This window comes from Alkalihalobacillus sp. R86527 (assembly GCF_042466185.1).
Classification (GTDB): Bacteria; Bacillota; Bacilli; order Bacillales; family Guptibacillaceae; genus Guptibacillus.
Genome location: NZ_JAXHBW010000001.1, coordinates 2008232 through 2028160 on the forward strand (window position 1 = coordinate 2008232; position 19929 = coordinate 2028160).

20 protein-coding genes are annotated in these 19929 nt (G+C 38.8%); 7 read left to right on the top strand and 13 right to left on the bottom strand.

The window, feature by feature from the left end; all coding sequences use genetic code 11:
- The first annotated feature begins 13 nt into the window (after nt 1-13).
- The 3 genes from SJY16_RS10200 to SJY16_RS10210 are packed head-to-tail and all read left to right on the top strand — an operon-like array spanning nt 14 to nt 3413.
- The gene (locus SJY16_RS10200; protein WP_377889050.1) at nt 14-826 is read left to right on the top strand and encodes a carotenoid biosynthesis protein; all 813 of its coding nucleotides are present in this window, start codon (nt 14-16) and stop codon (nt 824-826) included.
- A complete protein-coding gene (locus SJY16_RS10205) occupies nt 826-1947 on the top strand; it encodes a glycosyltransferase family 2 protein (protein ID WP_377889051.1) in 1122 nt (373 codons plus the stop codon). Before SJY16_RS10200 ends, SJY16_RS10205 begins: the two co-directional genes overlap by 1 nt.
- Nucleotides 1944-3413 carry a phytoene desaturase family protein gene (locus SJY16_RS10210; RefSeq protein WP_377889052.1) on the top strand — a complete coding sequence of 490 codons (1470 nt, stop codon included), beginning with the start codon at nt 1944-1946 and terminating at the stop codon, nt 3411-3413. Before SJY16_RS10205 ends, SJY16_RS10210 begins: the two co-directional genes overlap by 4 nt.
- A gap of 104 nt (nt 3414-3517) precedes the next feature.
- Here the strand turns inward: SJY16_RS10210 and SJY16_RS10215 are convergent, their stop codons facing one another.
- Nucleotides 3518-3712: a transcription initiation factor TFIIIB gene (locus SJY16_RS10215; protein ID WP_377889053.1), complete on the bottom strand. Its 195-nt coding sequence runs from the start codon at nt 3710-3712 to the stop codon at nt 3518-3520.
- Nucleotides 3713-3931: 219 nt separating this feature from the next.
- Between SJY16_RS10215 and SJY16_RS10220 the strand changes: the two genes are divergently transcribed.
- From SJY16_RS10220 to SJY16_RS10230, 3 genes are read left to right on the top strand one after another with little or no spacing between them, the layout of a single operon-like run.
- Nucleotides 3932-4804 carry an ABC transporter ATP-binding protein gene (locus SJY16_RS10220; protein WP_377892166.1) on the top strand — a complete coding sequence of 291 codons (873 nt, stop codon included), beginning with the start codon at nt 3932-3934 and terminating at the stop codon, nt 4802-4804.
- Nucleotides 4805-4822: 18 nt separating this feature from the next.
- On the top strand, nt 4823-5620 hold the full coding sequence (locus SJY16_RS10225; protein WP_377889054.1) for an ABC transporter permease subunit: 798 nt from the start codon (nt 4823-4825) through the stop codon (nt 5618-5620).
- A 21-nt stretch (nt 5621-5641) separates the two neighbouring features.
- The gene (locus tag SJY16_RS10230; RefSeq protein ID WP_377889055.1) at nt 5642-6274 is read left to right on the top strand and encodes a TetR/AcrR family transcriptional regulator; all 633 of its coding nucleotides are present in this window, start codon (nt 5642-5644) and stop codon (nt 6272-6274) included.
- Between the two features lie 67 nt (nt 6275-6341).
- On the opposite strand, the gene SJY16_RS10235 is transcribed toward SJY16_RS10230, so the two are convergent.
- From SJY16_RS10235 to SJY16_RS10255, 5 genes are all read right to left on the bottom strand, one after another.
- A complete protein-coding gene (locus tag SJY16_RS10235) occupies nt 6342-7538 on the bottom strand; it encodes a M20 family metallopeptidase (protein ID WP_377889056.1) in 1197 nt (398 codons plus the stop codon).
- A gap of 155 nt (nt 7539-7693) precedes the next feature.
- Nucleotides 7694-8530, bottom strand: a complete 837-nt coding sequence (locus tag SJY16_RS10240; RefSeq protein WP_377889057.1) for a phytoene/squalene synthase family protein — start codon at nt 8528-8530, stop codon at nt 7694-7696.
- 6 nt (nt 8531-8536) lie between these two features.
- Entirely contained in the window at nt 8537-9967 is a 1431-nt protein-coding gene (locus SJY16_RS10245) for a phytoene desaturase family protein (protein ID WP_377889058.1), read from the bottom strand.
- On the bottom strand, nt 9964-11469 hold the full coding sequence (locus tag SJY16_RS10250) for a phytoene desaturase family protein (RefSeq protein WP_377889059.1): 1506 nt from the start codon (nt 11467-11469) through the stop codon (nt 9964-9966). The genes SJY16_RS10245 and SJY16_RS10250 overlap by 4 nt, the downstream gene beginning before the upstream one ends.
- Nucleotides 11470-11551: 82 nt before the next feature.
- The gene (locus SJY16_RS10255) at nt 11552-12067 is read right to left on the bottom strand and encodes a metallophosphoesterase family protein (RefSeq protein ID WP_377889060.1); all 516 of its coding nucleotides are present in this window, start codon (nt 12065-12067) and stop codon (nt 11552-11554) included.
- Nucleotides 12068-12112: 45 nt separating this feature from the next.
- Between SJY16_RS10255 and SJY16_RS10260 the strand changes: the two genes are divergently transcribed.
- Nucleotides 12113-12607 (top strand): L,D-transpeptidase family protein, encoded by a 495-nt coding sequence (locus SJY16_RS10260; protein WP_377889061.1) that lies wholly within the window; start codon nt 12113-12115, stop codon nt 12605-12607.
- Between the two features lie 39 nt (nt 12608-12646).
- On the opposite strand, the gene SJY16_RS10265 is transcribed toward SJY16_RS10260, so the two are convergent.
- The 7 genes from SJY16_RS10265 to SJY16_RS10295 all read right to left on the bottom strand — a co-directional run bounded on the left by SJY16_RS10265 (nt 12647) and on the right by SJY16_RS10295 (nt 19919).
- Nucleotides 12647-13441: a serine hydrolase gene (locus tag SJY16_RS10265; RefSeq protein ID WP_377889062.1), complete on the bottom strand. Its 795-nt coding sequence runs from the start codon at nt 13439-13441 to the stop codon at nt 12647-12649.
- Nucleotides 13441-14346 (bottom strand): C40 family peptidase, encoded by a 906-nt coding sequence (locus SJY16_RS10270; protein ID WP_377889063.1) that lies wholly within the window; start codon nt 14344-14346, stop codon nt 13441-13443. The genes SJY16_RS10265 and SJY16_RS10270 overlap by 1 nt, the downstream gene beginning before the upstream one ends.
- Entirely contained in the window at nt 14333-15433 is a 1101-nt protein-coding gene (locus SJY16_RS10275) for a dipeptide epimerase (RefSeq protein ID WP_377889064.1), read from the bottom strand. Before SJY16_RS10275 ends, SJY16_RS10270 begins: the two co-directional genes overlap by 14 nt.
- Before the next feature lie 73 nt (nt 15434-15506).
- Nucleotides 15507-17138 (bottom strand): peptide ABC transporter substrate-binding protein, encoded by a 1632-nt coding sequence (locus SJY16_RS10280; protein ID WP_377889065.1) that lies wholly within the window; start codon nt 17136-17138, stop codon nt 15507-15509.
- Between the two features lie 61 nt (nt 17139-17199).
- Nucleotides 17200-18150, bottom strand: a complete 951-nt coding sequence (locus SJY16_RS10285) for an ABC transporter permease (protein WP_377889066.1) — start codon at nt 18148-18150, stop codon at nt 17200-17202.
- A 2-nt stretch (nt 18151-18152) separates the two neighbouring features.
- Entirely contained in the window at nt 18153-19082 is a 930-nt protein-coding gene (locus SJY16_RS10290; protein ID WP_377889067.1) for an ABC transporter permease, read from the bottom strand.
- A gap of 15 nt (nt 19083-19097) precedes the next feature.
- On the bottom strand, nt 19098-19919 hold the full coding sequence (locus tag SJY16_RS10295; protein WP_377889068.1) for a M55 family metallopeptidase: 822 nt from the start codon (nt 19917-19919) through the stop codon (nt 19098-19100).
- Between the last annotated feature and the right edge of the window lie 10 nt (nt 19920-19929).

The following is a 19929-nucleotide window of genomic DNA, read 5'->3' on the forward strand; positions in this document are numbered from 1 at the left end:
AGGATCTTCATTCATGTTGAAACTAGATAAACTGGTCTTTAAGCTATTTATTTTCTGGTACGGATGTGGGGTTGTACTGGTTGGTTTCGACCTCCTTCCACCAGTTCTAGAATGGTCTAATGCTTTCTTTCTAATCCTATGCGGAGTGTTAGCAGGTTTTTATTTCATTCGAACGTTTGGAAAGACCATAGGGTATTCGATTGTGTTACTGATTTTCATTCTAAGTATGGCGGCAGAATCACTTGGAGTACATTACGGTTGGATATTTGGACAATACAATTATTCTGGGGACTTTGGCTTTAAAATAGTTGACGTTCCAATTGGGATTGGATTCGCATGGGTGATGGTGGTCGCGGTTACTCATGTTCTTTCTATTGAACTTTTGAAGAAAATGAATCATTCTCTACTGAAGTGGATGACTTACTCGATCATTGGCGCACTCATCGCAGTCCTTATCGACTTAATTATTGACCCTGTTGCTTATCTTGTTAAAGGGTATTGGGGCTGGGAAGGAACTAGTTTTTATTATGAAGTACCTATGCAAAACTTTATAGGCTGGTTTGTTGTTTCGTTGTTCTTCCATCTGCTCTTATATCCAGTTTACGTTAGGAATCAGATCCCTTCAGAAGAAGCATTTATTTACTGGAAACATAGAATGGTGGCCTTATTCGGGATGGTGATGGGAATGTTTATTTTCCTTGGACTTCTCGATCAATTGTGGCTCGCAGTGACGATTACAGGAGTGCCTACTTACTTATTACTATACGCTTATCGGAAAAGTATAAAGACTTTCCAATTGTCTTCTTTAGAAAAGGGGATCGTGTAATGTTACTGAGTTATATTATCATTCTAGCAAGCTTTCTTGGTTGGACTATTATTAATTCCCGCTTTATGCCAGCGTTACCTAATAAAAGGTTTCATAGGGATAAGAATGAGCTCGTCTCCATTCTTATCCCTCTTCGTAATGAAGAAGATAATGTTGTTGATTTAATTACAAACGTAAAGAAGCTCTCTTATCCATACATAGAGTTCATTCTCCTAGATGATGATTCTTCGGATAGAACGTTAAAGCTATTAATCGAGAATACACAAGGAGATGACCGCTTCTCTATTATAAAGGGAGACGATTTACCCCCTTCTTGGAATGGAAAAGTTTATGCTTGTCACCAGCTGAGTGAGCGAGCAAACGGAGACTACCTATTGTTCATTGATGCAGATATCCGCTTACATCCAGATATTCTCCAATCTTCATTAACTTTGATGAAAAAGAAAAAGGCATCAATGCTTTCTGGATTCCCTGCATTTCCAGTTTCGTTATGGCTTGAGAAACTCCTCGTCCCCTTGCAGCATTTCGTCGTGCACTTCCATTTACCGCTTTTGGCAGCTAATTGGACTAACAAACCTGCTTTCACAGCTGCTCATGGAGCATTTATATTAGTCACGCACAAGGAATATAACATGATTAACGGGCATAAATCGATTCATAGTAGCCTTGTAGATGATGTAGATCTTTCACGATCCTTTAAAATACATGGACATCGTTCTTTGCTAGCGAACATTACAAAGTATGCGACGTGTTATATGTACAGTTCAAACAAAGATGTATGGGAAGGATTCACGAAAAACCTCTTCCCCGGTCTTGGACGATCACTACTATTAGTAAGCTTTCTATTTTTCTTTTATGGAGTGTTTTACGTGCTTCCATTCATCCTATTACTTATAGGGGGGGGAAGCTTTCTAAAAGGTATGCCATCATTTATCCTCTTTTTACCTTACTTACTTATTACGCTTCAAAAAGCCTGGGTTGACTGGATCACAAATCAATCAGTTCGGCTATCTGTCTTCATGCCATTAAGTGCACTAGCATTTATGCTTCTACTGGTCAACTCAACGATGAGAGGAATAAAACAAAAAGGCTATGTCTGGAAAGGAAGAACGTATTCATGAAACAAATTGTCATCATAGGTGCAGGACTTGGTGGGCTTGCTGCATCTATAAAGCTAGCAAGTCAGGGTATCAAAGTCGATGTATATGAAAAAAACTCATATGCAGGGGGGAAAATGATGCCTATCTCTATGGGATCCTATAACTTTGATTTCGGGCCAAACACAATGACGATGCCAGAGGTGTTTGATTCTGTCTTCGAGGAAGCGGGAGTAAACCCCAGGGATTATTTTGAATGGATAAAACTTGATCACCATACAAGAAATTTCGATCATGATGGTAGTTCTTTTGTAATGAGCACTGATACAGACGTTATGATCGAGCAGTTTGAGAAACTAGATCCCTACGCTGCAACCCATTACAAAAGTTACTTGAATGAAGTAGATCGATTATACCGATTATCAAAATCATCCTTTTTCCCAAAAATGTTTACATCCTGGCAAGACTATATGTCTCCATCCCTTTTTCAAGCAGTTCTTAAAGTACGGCCGTTAGAGAAAATGAATCATTTTCACGAGCGATTTTTTCGAAATCCCCTCATGCTAAAAGCTTTTAATCGTTATGCAACGTATATCGGTTCGTCGCCATATTTATCCCCTGCTACTTTCGCGATGATCGGCTATCTTGAAATGGTACAGGGTGTTTACTACATTAAAGGTGGCAACACGACTCTTGCTAACGCGATGGAACAATTGGCAATAGAACTTGGGGTTACCTTTCATTTTGAAACACTCGTGACGAAGATACATGTAGGAATCGACCGAGCGGAAAGGATCGAAACAGAAGATGGGAAGGTCCAATACATTGATGAGGTTATTATCAACGGAGATTTGTTAAAGGTTTATCCTTCTCTCGTAGATGAGGTGCACCGACCTTCCTTCAGGGATGCCACTATCACTAAAGTATCGCCTTCGATTTCTGCATTCGTAATTATGGTTGGGTTGTCATCAAAGCTAGACTTAATTCATCATCAGGTATATTTCTCCTATGACTACAAGAAGGAATTCGAAGAGTTATTCAATGGAGCTTGGCCAGAGGATCCGACGATCTACATATCGAATTCATCTTATACTGATTCTGCAGTCTCCCCTGATGGTGATAATCTTTTTATCCTTGTTAACGCACCTCCTACTGTTAATCACAGTGAGGTTTCTTTAGAAAATTATAAAGAAAAAATCTATAGCAAACTTGAGAACCATGGTCTACCTATTAGAAAACACAGGGTTGTAGAGAAAATACTCGGACCAGATGAAATCGAAAATCGTTTTCATGCCTTCCGTGGCGCTTTATATGGCATTTCCTCTAATTCCCTTCGCAATAGCTTTCTACGTCCTTCTAATCAATCGAAGGATATCAAAAACATCTATTTTGCTGGAGGTAGCACCCACCCTGGTGGGGGATCGCCAATGGTTGTCATAAGTGGAAAAAATGTTGCGAAACACATTATTTCACAAGCGAGAAATGACTAGCTTTCATTAAAAAGTACTCGTGTAATCACTATAATACAAAAAAGAGTTTGGACTAGCGCTACCCGCCTCCAAGCTCTTTTTGCTCTAATATGTGTTAAAACGATTTAATGTGTGTTCTTAAACTTTTCTGGATTCTTTACGTAGCTTTCAATGATAAAGCCACAATCTGTACATAGAACATATTCAATTTCTGACCCGAAGCTTAGTTTCTTTTTCATCGGAGACATGACTGCATATCCTGAATGTTTTCCTTTTCCTAATTCCGTCCCTCCGCACTTTGGACAATTAGGTTCGCTCATTCGATTACCTCCTCAAAATAGATTTGCTAAAATTAGCGTGCTCATTACCTAACTTCCTTTAGATCGAAACTGAACTTTATACAAATAATCTTATCATTCTTCTATTTTAAGGGATAGTTGGTTCTGTATGGAAAGGTATTGACTGATTAGTCAATACGATGTATTCTTAAATTGACTTATGAGTCAATATCAGTCGTGAAGGAGGATGAACGGATAATGATGACTGCAGTTGAGTTAAAGAATTTATCGAAGTATTACAAGAAGAGTTGTGGTATAGAAGACGTATCGCTTACGATCCAGGAAGGAGAAATCTTTGGATTTATCGGTCCAAACGGCGCTGGTAAGAGTACCACAATCCGTACACTGCTAAATTTATTACAGCCAACTGGCGGTAGTGCGACGATCTTTGGGAAAGATATTGTTTCTAATTCCAAAGAAATCAAAAAGATGGTGGGTTACCTCCCATCAGAAGTTCATTATTACGATGACATGCGAGCTATAGATTTGCTACTATATTCAGCTAAGTTCCACCATTACAAGAACACAGAACGCATTCATGAATTAGCTGAGAAGCTACAGTTAGATTTAAACAAAAAGATTGAAGACCTTTCTTTCGGGAATCGCAAGAAAGTCGGTATTATCCAGGCGATTCTCCATGAGCCTAAGCTTCTTATTTTAGATGAACCTACTGGAGGTTTGGATCCATTAATGCAAAATACGTTCTTTGAATTAATCTCTAAAGAACGAGAAAAAGGTGCCACGATTTTCTTTTCATCTCACATTTTAAGTGAAGTACAAAAGATGTGTGATCGAGTAGCCATTATAAAGGATGGAAAACTCGTAGCAGTCGAAAAAGTTGAAACTTTGATCAAAAATAACCTAAAGAAAATTAGTCTTACTATGAAGAATGAGGAAGAAGTTTCCTTACCTTTCGAAGGGATAGCTGATAAACAAACTCGTGAAAAGAATACGACGTTTCTCTATAGTGGCGACATGAAACAGCTTTTAAACCATCTTTCCTCTCTCGATCTTACAGATGTACTCATCCAAGAGCCCTCTCTTGATGAAGTATTCATGCATTATTACGAATAAGAAAGGTGAGTGAAACTCATGATGATTTATAAACGCGAAATGAAGAAAAACATAAAATCATTGATGATTTGGTCGGTTATCTTAGCTGGTATTATTTTAATGACATTAAGTATTTACCCTCAATTTACTCAAGATCAACAAACGATGGAAGACTTATTGAGTGCCTATCCTGATTCATTTAAACAAGCATTTGGAATGGATCGCCTCGATATCGGATCTCTTCTCGGCTTTTATGGGATGCAGGTTCATTTCATGACTACATTATTTGGAAGTATATTTGCAGTGATGTTGTCTTCAAATATGATTGCAAAAGAAGAAAACGAAAAGACAATCGAGTTTCTGTTATCTAAGCCGATAACAAGAGTACGTGTAATTACTGAAAAGCTTTTGGCTGTATTAAGTAACATTGTGATTCTTAATTCTGTGATCGTCGTCGTGTGCCTGATTGGATTTCAGTTTGCAGATGAGAACATACCCATCAAAACATTCAGTTTATTAATTTTAGGTACATTCCTTATGCACGTCACATTTGCAACAGTAGCTTACTTTCTGTCAGCTATAATGAAGAAATCTAGAACGATTACATCGATTTCACTTGGTCTCGTGTTGATTTCTTATTTCCTTAGTGTTATCGCTGGTATTACAAGCAGCCTGGATTTCTTAAAGTATTTTAGTTTGTTCGAATACATTGATGCTGCTGATGTCATTTCAACCGAGTCCCTACACTCCTTATATGTTGGCATCATGTTGGGGGTTATCACTCTTAGTATTTGGGGTACTTTTCATTACTACCGCAAAAAAGACATCGCAACTTAATTGATGATGGAGGTTACAGAAGTGTATACCAATTTTGAAAGACTACCTGATGAAAAGAAGGAAAGAATACTATCTATTTGTATAGAAGAGTTTGCGGAATCGGGTTTCGACAAAACGTCAACCGATACGATTACTACTCGGGCGGGAATATCAAAAGGAATCTTGTACCATTACTTTAAAAATAAGAAAAACCTGTATATTTATGTCGTGGATCACTCTCGCAAGTTAATCGGCGACCGAATTATGAATGACTTACAATCCGTTAAAACAGAAGATTTCTTTGATCGAGTAAAAGAAGTTATCTTAATTAAACAAAGAGTACAATTTGAATATTTAACAGAAACGCAACTTGTCACACATGCTCTTTTACACCCACCTTCTGGCATGGAAGATGAAATGAAAGAGATGCTACAGAAAAATGTTGACCATTATAGCGAACAATACCTTGAAAAGCTTATAGACAGAAGCCTTTTGCAAGAAAATGCTTCTCCAGAAAAGGTAATCAATTTAACCATGACTACATTGGAACAAATCGCTCAAAAAAACTTGCAAGCCTATCAGGAGAAATCAATGAGCTTTTCTGAAATCCTTGAAAAAGTAGAGCCTGAGTTAGATGAGTATATAGACATCATCAAATACGGTGCGCTGAAATGAGGGAAAAGTTATAGAGCAGACAAATATTGCACATCTATGACAGTGCGATCTTTGTCTGCTCTATTTTCTATTCGTGCGTGATTTCTTTCTCATTCGAATCTGTATAAGATAAAACAGCTTTTGCCATCACTTTGGCAGCAATCAACATTGCTTTCTCATCAATATTAAAGCGAGGATGATGGTGTGGATAAACACGATCCGCATCTGGATTTCGTGCACCTGTAAAGAAAAAGGTCCCTGGGACATGTTGCAAATAATAGGAAAAATCCTCTCCACCCATCTGGGCTTCATGTACGCTAACTTCTTTAACCTCAGCTACATTACTAGCGTATTCTCTTAATAATTCTGTTTCGATCTTATGGTTTATTAAAGCTGGATAACCATGTATATAAGTAAGATTGTAATCTACATCTGCAGATAAGCAGGTCCCTCTCACTACACGCTCAAGTTCCTTCTCTATTAATGCTCGCACGTCTTCATTAAAGGTTCTCACCGTTCCTATTAAACGTACCTTATTAGCGATCACATTAAATGCATTTCGTGCATCAAACGAACCTACGGATAAAACTGCAGAGTCCAGTGGATTTACTCTTCTAGATACTAACTGTTGTAAATTCATAACGAGTTGAGAAGCGACTACGATACTATCTTTTGTTAAGTGTGGCTGGGCACCGTGCCCCCCTTGCCCTATAATTTCTAATTCAAAACGGTCGGCTGCTGCCATAAATGGTCCTTCTTTATACATGATTTTCCCAGTTTCTTCGGTCGCCCAAAGATGAGTACCAAATATAACATCCACGCCTTCTAGACAACCGTCCTCAATCATAGCAATCGCACCACCAGGTTGATACTCTTCTGCGTGTTGGTGGATAAAGACGATTGAACCTTCCAGATCGGCACGAATTGAGTTGAATGCTTTGGCTAGGCAAAGTAACGTTGCTGTATGCCCGTCATGACCACATGCATGCATAACGCCTTCGACTTTAGATTTATATGGAACCTGGTTTTCTTCTTGGATAGGGAGAGCATCAAAATCTGCACGTAGGGCTACTGTTCTTCCGGGCTTGCCACCTATTAAAGTAGCTACAACTCCTCTACCCCCAACGTTTTCACGAACATCGTTACCTAATTTACGATGATAGTCAGCAATGTATTTTGGGGTATGTATTTCTTCAAAAGATAGCTCAGGATACTGATGAAAGTACCTTCTTAATTCCACCATTTCACTATAAAGTTCATCAAGCGTATTAAAGATGCTACTCATTACAATCCCCCTTCTAACGATTAGAATGCTATTTTTAGTAATGAGAATCGAATTGATGAATTTTAGTTATTATATACTTGATACAATGAAAAACATTGATCTTTTAATAGATAAAACACCCCTTCGAATCGGAGGTCGAGGGGGGATTTTATCTATTAATTTCCACCTATCGCTGATAATAACTGATCTTTTTCATCATCTGTCACATAAGCACGCTGACCAAAAATATTGTAACCTTTTTTACGGATCGACTGAAGAATTGCGCGATATAGAATAGCAGAGCTTTTGACTGGTAACCTAGCATCCAGTGGGTACTCATCAATAGTAGAAAAAGCTTTATCATAATGATACTCTGCATGAGAAGCTAGCTTCTCCCATAATTCTATAAACTCAGGTGTTACTCTTCGTTTATACAAATCATCAATACTAAGACCACTATCCTTCATTTCTTCATGAGGTAAATAGATTCGATCACGATCAAGATCTTCACAAATATCTCGTAAGATATTTGTGATTTGCATACCGATGCCTAAAGAAATCGCGCTATCTCTTAGTAAATCTACCTTCTTCGGTGCTAATATTGGCAGAAGCATCAATCCAACCGTACTTGCAACGTGATAAGAATAATGCTCAAGTTCGTTCAATGTTTTGTATCGTGACTTATACAAATCCATTTCCTGACCTAAGATCATATCTTGAAAAGGTTGATGGTTCATTGAGAATCTCTGAAACACATCGTGAAGAGCAATCCACATAGGATCATCACCTAGTTTTTCTCCGTTGAGAAATCGTTTGAATTGAGATCGAAATTCAGAAAGCTCTCTTTCCGGTTCTGAACCCTCATCTACGATATCGTCAACTCTCCTACAAAAGCTATACACAGCCCAAACTGCTTTCTTTTTGTTTGAAGGTAGTAAGGAAAAAGCTTTGTAAAATGTTTTAGAATGATGTTTTATCGTAGATTCACAATGTTTATACGCCTGTTCCAGCATTCTCACTCACACCCTTTCTATTTCTTTTACTAACAGATCTGCCCCTTGCATCACGATTGGTATCCCTCCACCCGGATGAATAGAGGCTCCAACAGCATAAAGGTTATTGTATTGGAGGGGTTTGACTTGAGGACGAAATGCACCAGACTGTGATAAGGTTGGTGCAATTCCAAAGCTCCCTCCTTCAAATAAGCCGTCTATTTCTGCATCCACTGGGGTTCGAATTTCCATCCATTGTATTGCTTCTTTTAAGTTAGGGAAGCCTCGTTCTTCTAATAGTTGGATAATGTCTGCGGCCAACTCTTTTTTATTGTTCCAATTCAAATCATTACCAGATGGGACAGGTATTAGGGCATATAGAACGCCTTTTCCTTGAGGAGCTAAACTATCATCAATTTTTGATGGATGAAATGTGTAGATGGCTGGGTCTTTTGAAACTGAACCGTGTTTAAATACATTATTCATATGGGTTCTGAAATCATTAGTCATAAAAAATTGGTGTACATCGACTTCATGATAGATTCGGTCGAGGCCTATATAGAGAAGCAAGCAACCAGAAGAAGGTTTGTATTTAGGTGGTTTTTGTGTCTTAAGCAAGTTGTGAATCATTGGAAAATCGCCGTTAAATATTACCTTATCATAGTAAAATTCACCATCTGTAGATCGAATTCCTTTACAGTCCTTTTGCTTTGTTATTAACTCCTCTACTGAAGATCCATATTTGACTTCTATACCCTCTTTTCGTATATGTTGTTCCAGGATGGAGTTAAGACTTGCATATCCACCTTTGATATACCAGATGCCATGTTCATACTCGCTGAAAGGTACTAAAGAATAAAGAGCTGGAGAGCTAGAAGGATTACCACCAATATATAGAGTTTGGAGTGAAAAGGCATCCTGTAATCTCTTATCCTTAAAATAATGTGAAGCTTGTGATCGGACAGTTTGGTGTGCTTTAAGTTCTAATAGGAGTTTCATGTTTTCAAAAGTAAAAAAATCTTTTTTGTTAATAAATGACTTTTCCAAAAAAGCTTTTTTTCCTTTTGCAAACCTCTTTCGCATATCAGATAGATAATTGATAAACCCCTCTTCTTCCCCAGGAAACATAGCTTTTATTTCATCTAATTGTTTTGAAATATCACTTGTTTTCGTGAAAGTTGAGCCATCAGGATAAATCATCCGATAAAGAGGGTCACAGCGAACCATTTCAAATTCATCTTTTCGAATGCCAGCTTTTTCAAGAAATTCATAGATCATTTCAGGGAGTAAAACGATAGTTGGTCCTTTATCAATCTTATAACCATCTTTCTCCACGAAGGCAAGTCTTCCTCCAAGTGCGTTTGTTCTTTCATGAATAGTTACTTCGTGTCCTTTTCTAGCAAGCATTAGAGCAGACACCATGCCACCGATACCACCGCCAACTATACCTATCTTCATGAGCTGCTCCTCTCTCGTTCACTGTTTTCTTGGTGAAGAAGGTTTGTTGTAATTCTCGCCGACTCCATAATGGTAGGGAGTCCACTTCCTGGATGGGTCCCGCCGCCTACTAGCCAACAATGATCGAATTCCTTAAATTTGTTCGGTGGCCTAAAAAACATCATTTGAGGGAGATTATGAGCCAGGTTAAAAGTCGCCCCTTTGTAAACATTCATATCAACTTCCCAATCTGTTGGGGTGTACATTTCCTCTACCTCAATGTGATCTTCTATATCGTTAAATTGAGTTTTTTCTTTGATTTGGTCTAAAACGAGTCTTCTAAACTCGTGTTTGTGTTTTTCCCAGTCAATTAAACTAAAGTTATTCGGCACTGGTGCCAAGATATAAATAGACGATTTCCCCTCAGGAGCAAGCGTATTATCTGTTACGCTAGCATTTTGAATATAGATCGATGGGTCATTTGAGAGAACTTTTTGCTTAGTAATCTCCTCAACATTTTTCTTATAATCAGAAGAAAAGACAACAGTGTGATGTGATAAATCGTAGGATTTATTAACACCGAGATAGAGCATAAACGCAGAACAAGAATATTTCTTTCGCTCCATTTTTTTCGGGGAGTATCGTTTCCCTTTTCCATCTGGAAAAAGATGATTCACTGCGTGTGCAAAGTCTGCGTTAATAACAACCTCATCTCCATACTTAATACTTCCATCCTCCAGCTCTACACCCTGTACCGTTTTTCCGTCTATTAAAATTCTTTTTACAGGTGTTCCAGTGTGAATCGTTCCCCCTTCTTCTCTAATGACTTTTGCCATCGAATCGCAAATCTGATTCACTCCTCCGATCGGATGAAAAATACCATATTCATGTTCCATGTAAGATAAAATTGTAAATGCACCGGGACACTCCCACGGAGACATACCTAAGTATTTAGCTTGAAATGTGAAAGATAAACGAAGGCGCTCATCGTCAAAGTAAGTTGCAAGTCGATTATATACACTTTCTGTTACAGTCAATTTCGGTAAAGCTTTAAGAAAACGCCATCGTCCATAATCTACTAAAGAATCATGCTTGTTCTGCAATATTGGCATGAGAGCTTCAAACTTTTCCTTTTCTTGCTTCATGAACCTTCTATACCCTTCTCCATTCCCCGGGAATAGACGTTCGATTTGTTCAACCATTTCCTCTCTTTTCCTTGTTGGGAAAAAAGAAAGATCATCGAATTTTAATTCATACATTGGATCGACTTCAACTAAATCGAGGTAGTCATGTACATTTCGACCCGCTTGTTCAAACACTTCTTCTAATATATGGGGCATATTTAGGAAGGTAGGACCTCGATCAAATGTGTAACCATTCCGTTCAAAGGAGGATGTTCGGCCACCTATAAATTGTTGCTTTTCATAAACGGTAACTGAATAGCCTTTGCTTGCTAGCAACATGGCTGCAGTTAATCCGCCTGGACCAGCTCCTATTACGATTACGTTCTTACCTTTACTCATTGATTACTTCCCCTTCCGGATATACCATCTCGTACATTACTTATACAAACATTATACAATTATAGTTAGGTTTGTACAATTATTATGTTTCTTGTCCATTGCGATCGTCGAAAAAAACATGTTCAAGCGAAAAAGGTTTCCCCTCTGATAGAGTCAATTTTCCGAATGAAAATTTTGGCTGTCGTCGTTTATCTGTCGGGGAACCTGGGTTAAAAATAATCTTTCCATCATACTCTTTATGAACAGGTATATGTGAATGACCGAAAATGATAACATCAACATCATCTTTTTCAAACAGATCGACCGCGCGTTTTTCTGTTGTTTTGTTACGGCCATGACCGTGGGTAATTCCAATCTTGAAAGATTCGATCCTTAAGATCGCCTTCAATCCAAACCGTTCTCTTATTTCGAGATTATCAACATTTCCATACACGCCAGAAATAGGAGCATACTGTTTTAATTCTTCATAGACGTCAAGCGTTTGCCAATCTCCAGCATGAATGATGTGATCTGTTTGTTCTAGCTCATTTACGAGTGAAAGAGGAAGATTTTTTCCTTTTCTTGGCATGTGTGTATCAGATATAATGATGATCTTCATTGAATTCGCCCCTTTAACAGCTATTTCTACAGGAGGTTAGATTACTTGAAACATATAGTACATTCAGGTGAAACTCTTTCATCAATTTCAGAAGATTATCGCGTTCCGTTATGGGAAATACTGCAATACAATGCTTTATCAAACCCTAATTTAATCTTTCCTGGTCAAGTCATCGAGATACCCGGTTATCCTGATCCCGCTACGCTGTCGTATTCTATTTATGTATCGTTAACTAACCGCACCCTATCCCTGTTTAAGGATGGTAGCCTTGTTAAGGTATACCCTGTTGGTGTAGGCCGTATGCTTCATGAGACACCTTCTGGTTCATTCATTATTATTAACAAAGCTCCGAATCCTGGAGGACCATTTGGCACAATGTGGATGAGTATATCGAAGAAACACTATGGCATACACGGTACAAACGATCCTTCTTCGATTGGGAAGTATGTATCTAGAGGATGCATACGAATGCAAAATCGAGATGTTGAAGAACTTTCTTACACGATTCCTATCGGTACAAGGGTGCAAATAGGTTCATAAAACAAGAAACACCGTCCAATAGACGGTGTTTCTTGTTAGTTATACTTTTTCGTTGAAGTAATCGTATAGTAACCTGCCTGCGTTCGCGATTGCTTCTCTTCCGTATCGATTTTCAATTAATCCTGCAGTAAGGAAAGCATATATCACTGATCCATGTGGAGTATTCAATATTCCAACATCATGTTCAATTCCATTAAGTTCACCTGTTTTATGTGCAAGCTGACCTGGTGTCAGACGATTAATTTTCGAAGGAAACTTATCTTGAAACTGTTGTTTGGCTAACACTGACCTGGCCCAATCTTTAGAGGGTTTGGATAAGGTATTCCCATTATGAAATTCATTCAATAACGTAACCGTATCACACGCACTCATCAAGTTGTCTCTTCCTAATTTAAGAGAATCATGATCCATCATTTTTCTCATTAGTGTCGAATGGAAACATCCTAAGCTCCTCATCGTAGAATTCACAGATGAAATACCTAGTCGATCAATCAACTGATTAGTTGCAGTATTGTCAGAGCTTACAATCATAAGAGTTATTAGATCAGATATGGTCCAATTATGTAGATCAGATAGATGAGATAGTACTCCTGCACCTTCTACAATATTTTCAGGTTCAATCGTTATCTCATCGTTCAGTTGAATTCTACCCATATCCACTTGTTTTAAAGCTTCGAGCATAATTGGAATCTTTATAATACTTGCTGAAGAAACTGGCTGATCTGATAGTAATGTTATTTCTCCGTCAGGTGTGGTAATAAAGATGGAATGATTACCATCAAGACCAATGAAACAGTCTTTTACTTTGTTTGAAATCATACTGAAATCCAACATCAATTTTCCCAATATCTGCGAATACCACAGAGCTCCTCTTCATACAATGTCCCTTTGAGTGGGGTTATTTCAATAAAACGGCCAGTACAAGGAGAATGAATCATCTTTCCATCGCCGTAATAAATTCCAACATGATGAACGCTTCCTTTTCCTTGCTCGTAAGCAAAAAAAAGTAAATCGCCTTTTCTCCATTCCCCTTCATCAATAACTTTTCCAGATTTCATCTGATCAGTAGCATCCCTAGGGATCGTGCACCCAATCGTGCGCGTCATATTATAACTGAAACCAGAACAATCATATCCGTAAGAAGACATGCCCCCCCATAAATAAAGAAGACCAACAAATTGCTCAGCGTTTCTTACAATGTCTTCCCCATTACCAGTGATCATATCATTCTTTGTGATTTCTCCATCAACCTTCTTAAGGTTGCTTTCTCCATGAGGAGTCCAGACAAGAAATTCTTCACTTCCTTCTTCTAGAAGTGGAAGACGTGTCTGATAGCTAAGTTGATGTACGCTTTCATTACTAAGTGAAGTGAGAATCGCACCATGTTTATTGACAGTAACAGTTAGACACCTTTCTTCGTATACTTCCGTTGATAATTGCTTTGTTGGGATCCAACCGGGATACCCTCTGCTATCTTTTGAAGAAGGTTGAGAAGGAACAATTACATGTGACCAATTATCTTTTTCTTCCAATATTATTACTTCTTCTCCATATAGCACCTGAGATTGTACGAGGTTATTATCACAAAGTTCAAGTCTTGGTGAATAAGGAAGCTGATCTAACCAGCCCTCTAGGTTTACAGGATTATGTAAAGCTTTTTCGTCCAGTGGACGAGCGCTATCTGGATTAGACCATAAGGTTGCTACTGTAACTGATATTGTTTTTCTAGTTAATCCCAATTTCCACTCCTCCTTGTTTGACAGAATGTATACCGAGTCCTGCGTGTGAGTTAAATGTTATCATACTTTTTTGATATGTGATGCCACCTTCAACATTCTCTTCTTTAAACATTAAAGGAGCATCAAAATCAAATCGAGTGATATTTCGTTGACTTGCTGCAAAATGTGCCGCAGCAGATATTCCCACCTTTGATTCGATCATGCTTCCGACCATACAATTAATACCTGCACTCTCTGCAATTGCGTTAATTTTCAACGCTTGATGAATTCCCCCAGCTTTCATGAGTTTAATATTAATCAAATCCGCAGCTCTTAGAGTAATCACTTTTAATGCATCCCGAGGCGAAAACACGCTCTCATCTGCCATTACAGGAGTCTTCACTGAATCTGTTACGTTTTTAAGGCCTTCAATATCATGTGCATGAACGGGTTGTTCAACGAGGTCGAGGTTTATTCCCATATCTTCCATTTGTTTGATCGCATCAATCGCTTCTTTGGCTGTCCACCCCTGGTTGGCATCTAATCTAATAATAGCTTTGTTATTTGTTCGATTTTGCACCATTTTAATCCTTTCGATGTCTCGTTCAATCGTATCTTTTCCTACCTTTACTTTTAAAATGGAGAATCCTTCATTAATATATTGAATTGCATCATCCCCCATTTCTTCTGGGGAATTCACGCTAACCGTATAATCGGTCTCAAGTTTGTTACGATACCCTCCAAGGAATTGATAAAGTGGCATGTCACACTTCTTAGCAATAAGATCATAAATAGCCGTATCTACTGCAGCTTTTGCACTTGTATTACCTACTAGGGCAGCAGAAAGAACCTCAAAGATATAACCATAAGATGACACACGTAATCCAATTAATTTAGGAGCAATGGCGTTCATAATAGCGGCTTTCACACTTTCAACACTTTCTCCTGTTATTGCAAGTGTTGGAGGTGCCTCCCCCCATCCGACTTGATCACCGGCAGTAACTTTCACAATGACCGATTCAGCATTCGTAACAGTTCTAAGTGCGGTTTTGAAAGCTTTCTTTAATGGCGTATTAACTGTAAATGTTTCAATTTCTGTGATTTTCACTGTTCATCTCTCCTTCGGGGTGATCTTCTCTCACAAGAAAGAGCCTGGGTGCATGACACCCGGCTCTTATAGACTATTTAATATCTGTTGTTTTAAGCTCCATATAACCTACAGGGTGTCTAACAATTCCTGTTACATCATCACTCTGTAAGTAAACATGGTTATAGAAGTGAATTGGGAAAATTGGCATTTCTTCGAATAAAATCGTTTCTGCTTCGTGCATCAGTGCAAATCGTTTCTCTTCATCTGTTTCATTTTTTGCTTGTTCGATCAAGCTATCAAACTTGTCATTGCTCCATCCGGTTCTATTCATAGAATGTCCAGTTTGGAAACTTTCTAGGAAGTTAATTGGATCAGCATAGTCTGCAAGAAATGAACTACGAGAAAACTGAAGTTTTAAGGCCTTCTGCTCTGTTGAAAATACGTTCCATTCTTGGTTCGCAAGTTCAACTTCTACTCCAAGCGACTCTTTATACATTTGTTGAAGTGCCTCCGCGATCTTCTTGTGAGAATCACTCGTATTGTACGTAAGTGTTATTGCAGGTAACTTGTCATACCCTTCTTCTTCCATTCCTTTTTCTAGTAGCTCTTTTGCTTTTGCTTCATCAGTTGTTAGTAGATCTCCACCAACTTCTCTGAAGTCTCCGCCAGTAGGATCCTCAAAGCCATAAGCAACAAAACCTTTTGCTGGTTTCTCTTTTCCTTTCGTAACAAACTCTACAATTTGCTGTTGATCTACAGCCATTGCAAAAGCTTTACGAATATTTTCATTCTGAAATGGTTCCATTTCTGTATTAAAGCGATAGAAATACGTACCGGATTGATCTTCTACTTGCGCTTTCCCTTCGTCAAACAACTGCTCACTCAAGTCAGCTGGGACGTCAGAAGTATGAAGATCCCCTGTTTTATACATTTGGTATTCTGTGTTCGTATCATCGACCATCGCCCAATGTACTTCATCAAGTTTCACGCTTTTTGCGTCCCAATATTCTTCGTTTTTCGCAAATACAAATTCTGTGTCATGAGCCCATTTTGATAACTTAAACGGACCATTACTTACATAGCTATCTGCTTCTGTGTGCCACTCTGGATTTTCTTCGACCGTTTCTTTATGAACTGGGAAGAATGCTGGATTAGAAATTAGTGTAGGGAAGAAACCTACAGGGCTACTAAGGTTAACTTCGAAAGTCTTTTCGTCTACAGCTTTAACCATCATATCTTCAGCCTTACCTTCACCTGTGTTATACGCTTCTGCGCCCTCAATAAAGTACGCTAGAAAAGCTGCAGGTGATGCTGTATCTGGGTTAGCAAGACGCTTCCAAGCAAATTCGAAATCCTCTGCTGTTACAGGTTCACCGTTAGACCAATTAGCATCTTCTCTAATATGAAAGGTATATGTTTTACCATCTTCCGATACGTCCCATTCCTTCGCTGTAGCAGGCTGTGGTTCATCGTTTTCATCAAGTCTCGTCATACCTTCCATCAAGTTATTCAGCGCATTCCAAGATACGCTATCAAACCCGATCGGTGGATCAAATGATGTTGGCTCGCTTCCATTGTTAAGCTTAAGTACTTTTGTCCCTTGTTCTTGACTATCGCCATCACTACCATTATTTGAATTAGTTGAACTTTTCTCGGTTGTTGTACACCCGACAATCCCGATTAGCAATAGAAGCGAAAATAACATAATAATGATCTTCTTCACTTTGGTTCCCCCTAAAATATATTATAGAAAAGTCGCTCATCCTGAGAACTCTACTATCCTCTTATTTCCGTAACTTCGGATCTAATGCATCTTGTAATCCATCTCCAAGTACGTTAAAAGCAAACATCGTTAATGAAATAAAGAATGCTGGAAAAAATAATCTCCACCAGTGCCCAGATAAAATAACCGACAACCCATCATTGGCCATGACTCCCCAGCTCGCAATTGGAGCTTGGACTCCCAATCCAAGAAAGCTTAGGAAAGCTTCAGCAAATATAGCTGTAGGAACCGTTAGAGTCATTTGTACAATGATAGGTCCCATTGTATTCGGAAGAAGGTTCTTCCGTATGACACGACCGGCACTAGCTCCGAATGTTCTCGATGCAAGAACATGCTCTGAGTTTTTCAACTGCAATACTTGTCCTCGAACAATTCTTGCCATTCCAACCCAACCTGTAACGGTTAAGGCTACTATAATTGTAAATAGCCCAGGTCCCATAACGACCATTAAAAGAATGACCATCAATAGATATGGAAGACCATAAAGGATTTCGATTATCCTCATCATGAAATTATCAACTCGTCCACCTTTGTAGCCTGAAAACCCACCATAAGCAACACCGATTAAAAAGTCGATAATAGCTGCCATAAATCCTACGAAGAGAGAAATACGAGCTCCATTCCACGTTCTTGTAAACATGTCTCTTCCAAGATTGTCCGTCCCAAACCAATGCTCCCCAGATGGAGCCTGGTTACCATTTGTTAAAACCTGCTGATCGTATGAATATGGTGATATCATCGGACCAAAAATAGCCATTAAAACGAGTAATATCAATACAATTAAACCAGCCATTGAGAGTTTATTCTGACTTAAGCGCATCCAAGCATCTTTCCAATAGGATATCGATGGTTTTGCGATATGATCCGCGTCGTAGGATGAAGTTTCTAGAGGGACAAATAAGTCGTCAGGTGTATATGGTGTTTTTGGGTTTGTTTCCTCTGGTAACGACACGACTAATTCCCCCTCTTGTGAAGCTTAATTCTCGGATCGAGAATGCCGTATGCGATATCCACTATAAATAGCATCATAATTAAGAATGCACTATAAAAAACAGTCGTTCCCATTATGACTGGATAGTCTCGATCGTTTATTCCATTAATAAAATATTTCCCCATCCCTGGGATTGCAAAAATTTTCTCAATAACAAAACTTCCGGTTAATACACCTGCAACAAGTGTTCCTAGAATCGTAATGACAGGTAGAACTGCATTTCTCATCGCATGCTTGATTACAATCTGGTAAGTTGACATTCCTTTTGCTTTTGCTGTTAAAATATAATCTTGATTCAAAACCTCTATCATACTTGAGCGTGTTAACCGAGCAATAATAGCCATCGGTCCAGTAGCTAGAGCAACCGCAGGCAGGACCATATGCAATGGTGATGACCACGTCGCCACAGGGAATACCTCCCAAGTGACAGCGAGCTGTTGGATAAGCAACGTAGCCATAATAAAGTTTGGTACCGAAATCCCTACGACGGCAAACGTCATTGCTATGTAATCAATGATGCCATTATGTTTAAGTGCAGCAAATATTCCTAGAATTACCCCAGAAATGACTGCAATTACTAATGACAACATTCCTAACTCGGCTGAAACAGGAAACCCTCTTCCAATCATTTCATTAACAGATGTTGATGATTGTTTAATAGAGGGACCAAAATCTAACGTTGCAAGAGATTTTAAATAAATAAAATATTGCACGAAGACGGGTTCATTCAAATGATAGTGGGCCTCAAGGTTTTGTTGCACAGCTTCGCTTGTATTACGTTCCTGGTTAAATGGTGATCCAGGAATGGCATGCATTAAGAAGAATGTGATTGTTACTATAATCCAGAGCGTAATGAGCATGGCGAATAATCGATTAGCAATGTATTTCGCCACTAAAACCCCTACTTTCTAACTAAATGTCGTTCTTGATGCTAATTCTGTCATGACAAGCATAGCTTGGTAGGCTTCTAGCATATTTTTTGCTTGAAACTTTACGACCGTGCCTTTTTCAATTTCAGCTCCAGGCATGATACTTGCCCACTCTGCTTGTCCATAATTCGTGAATTCGATGCGAAAGACTGGTTTTTTAGGAGGAACTAATGGATCAACACGATGACGATTTTCAATCGCAGAAGAAGTTTGTTCCCTTAGCAGCTGTCCAGTTTTGCGAGGAGATGGCACAAGTCCAGATGAACGAGAGATGGTTTCCTTAACTGTTATCGTTGTGACACTTGGAATAAGTGTTTCTGCCTCTGCAGTCGCTCTGTCATCCCCAGCTACAAATAGCACGGGGACTCCGTAATAGCCAGCAACAAAAGCATTCATTCCTAATTCACCAACAACTGTATCATCAATGTAAAAGTTCTTTACTGCATGAATCATTGAATGAGACATGATTCCCTTTAACGATGCGCGCGCATGATAGCCTATGAATCCTGCCCCGTCATATGTATGGTCCAATCCTTCCATCATCGAAAACGGTTTCACATCTCCTGAAATAAGTTTTGCTTCATCGTGTAATTTCTCAACTAGGAGATTGTTCATCTTGGAGTGACTGTCATTTACGATCACATCCTCAACCCTACTGCTTAGTGCAGCCTCGATCACATGGTTTGTTTCCTGAGTCATCAACTCTTGACCCCGATAATAGTTTCGTTTCGATGAATCAACAAACGTATCATCTACAATTCCAGAAATACCTTCCATATCTACTGATAAATATAATTTCAACCTTCCTCTC

Bases quoted from the DNA above. Each gene is read 5' to 3' on its own strand.
- SJY16_RS10200 (WP_377889050.1), top strand. From the start codon at position 14: ATGTTGAAACTAGATAAACTGGTCTTTAAGCTATTTATTTTCTGGTAC.
- SJY16_RS10220 (WP_377892166.1), top strand. From the start codon at position 3,932: ATGACTGCAGTTGAGTTAAAGAATTTATCGAAGTATTACAAGAAGAGT.
- SJY16_RS10255 (WP_377889060.1), bottom strand. From the start codon at position 12,067: ATGAAGATCATCATTATATCTGATACACACATGCCAAGAAAAGGAAAA.
- SJY16_RS10205 (WP_377889051.1), top strand. From the start codon at position 826: ATGTTACTGAGTTATATTATCATTCTAGCAAGCTTTCTTGGTTGGACT.
- SJY16_RS10210 (WP_377889052.1), top strand. From the start codon at position 1,944: ATGAAACAAATTGTCATCATAGGTGCAGGACTTGGTGGGCTTGCTGCA.
- SJY16_RS10215 (WP_377889053.1), bottom strand. From the start codon at position 3,712: ATGAGCGAACCTAATTGTCCAAAGTGCGGAGGGACGGAATTAGGAAAA.
- SJY16_RS10235 (WP_377889056.1), bottom strand. From the start codon at position 7,538: ATGAGTAGCATCTTTAATACGCTTGATGAACTTTATAGTGAAATGGTG.
- SJY16_RS10240 (WP_377889057.1), bottom strand. From the start codon at position 8,530: ATGCTGGAACAGGCGTATAAACATTGTGAATCTACGATAAAACATCAT.
- SJY16_RS10225 (WP_377889054.1), top strand. From the start codon at position 4,823: ATGATGATTTATAAACGCGAAATGAAGAAAAACATAAAATCATTGATG.
- SJY16_RS10250 (WP_377889059.1), bottom strand. From the start codon at position 11,469: ATGAGTAAAGGTAAGAACGTAATCGTAATAGGAGCTGGTCCAGGCGGA.
- SJY16_RS10265 (WP_377889062.1), bottom strand. From the start codon at position 13,441: ATGTTGGATTTCAGTATGATTTCAAACAAAGTAAAAGACTGTTTCATT.
- SJY16_RS10245 (WP_377889058.1), bottom strand. From the start codon at position 9,967: ATGAAGATAGGTATAGTTGGCGGTGGTATCGGTGGCATGGTGTCTGCT.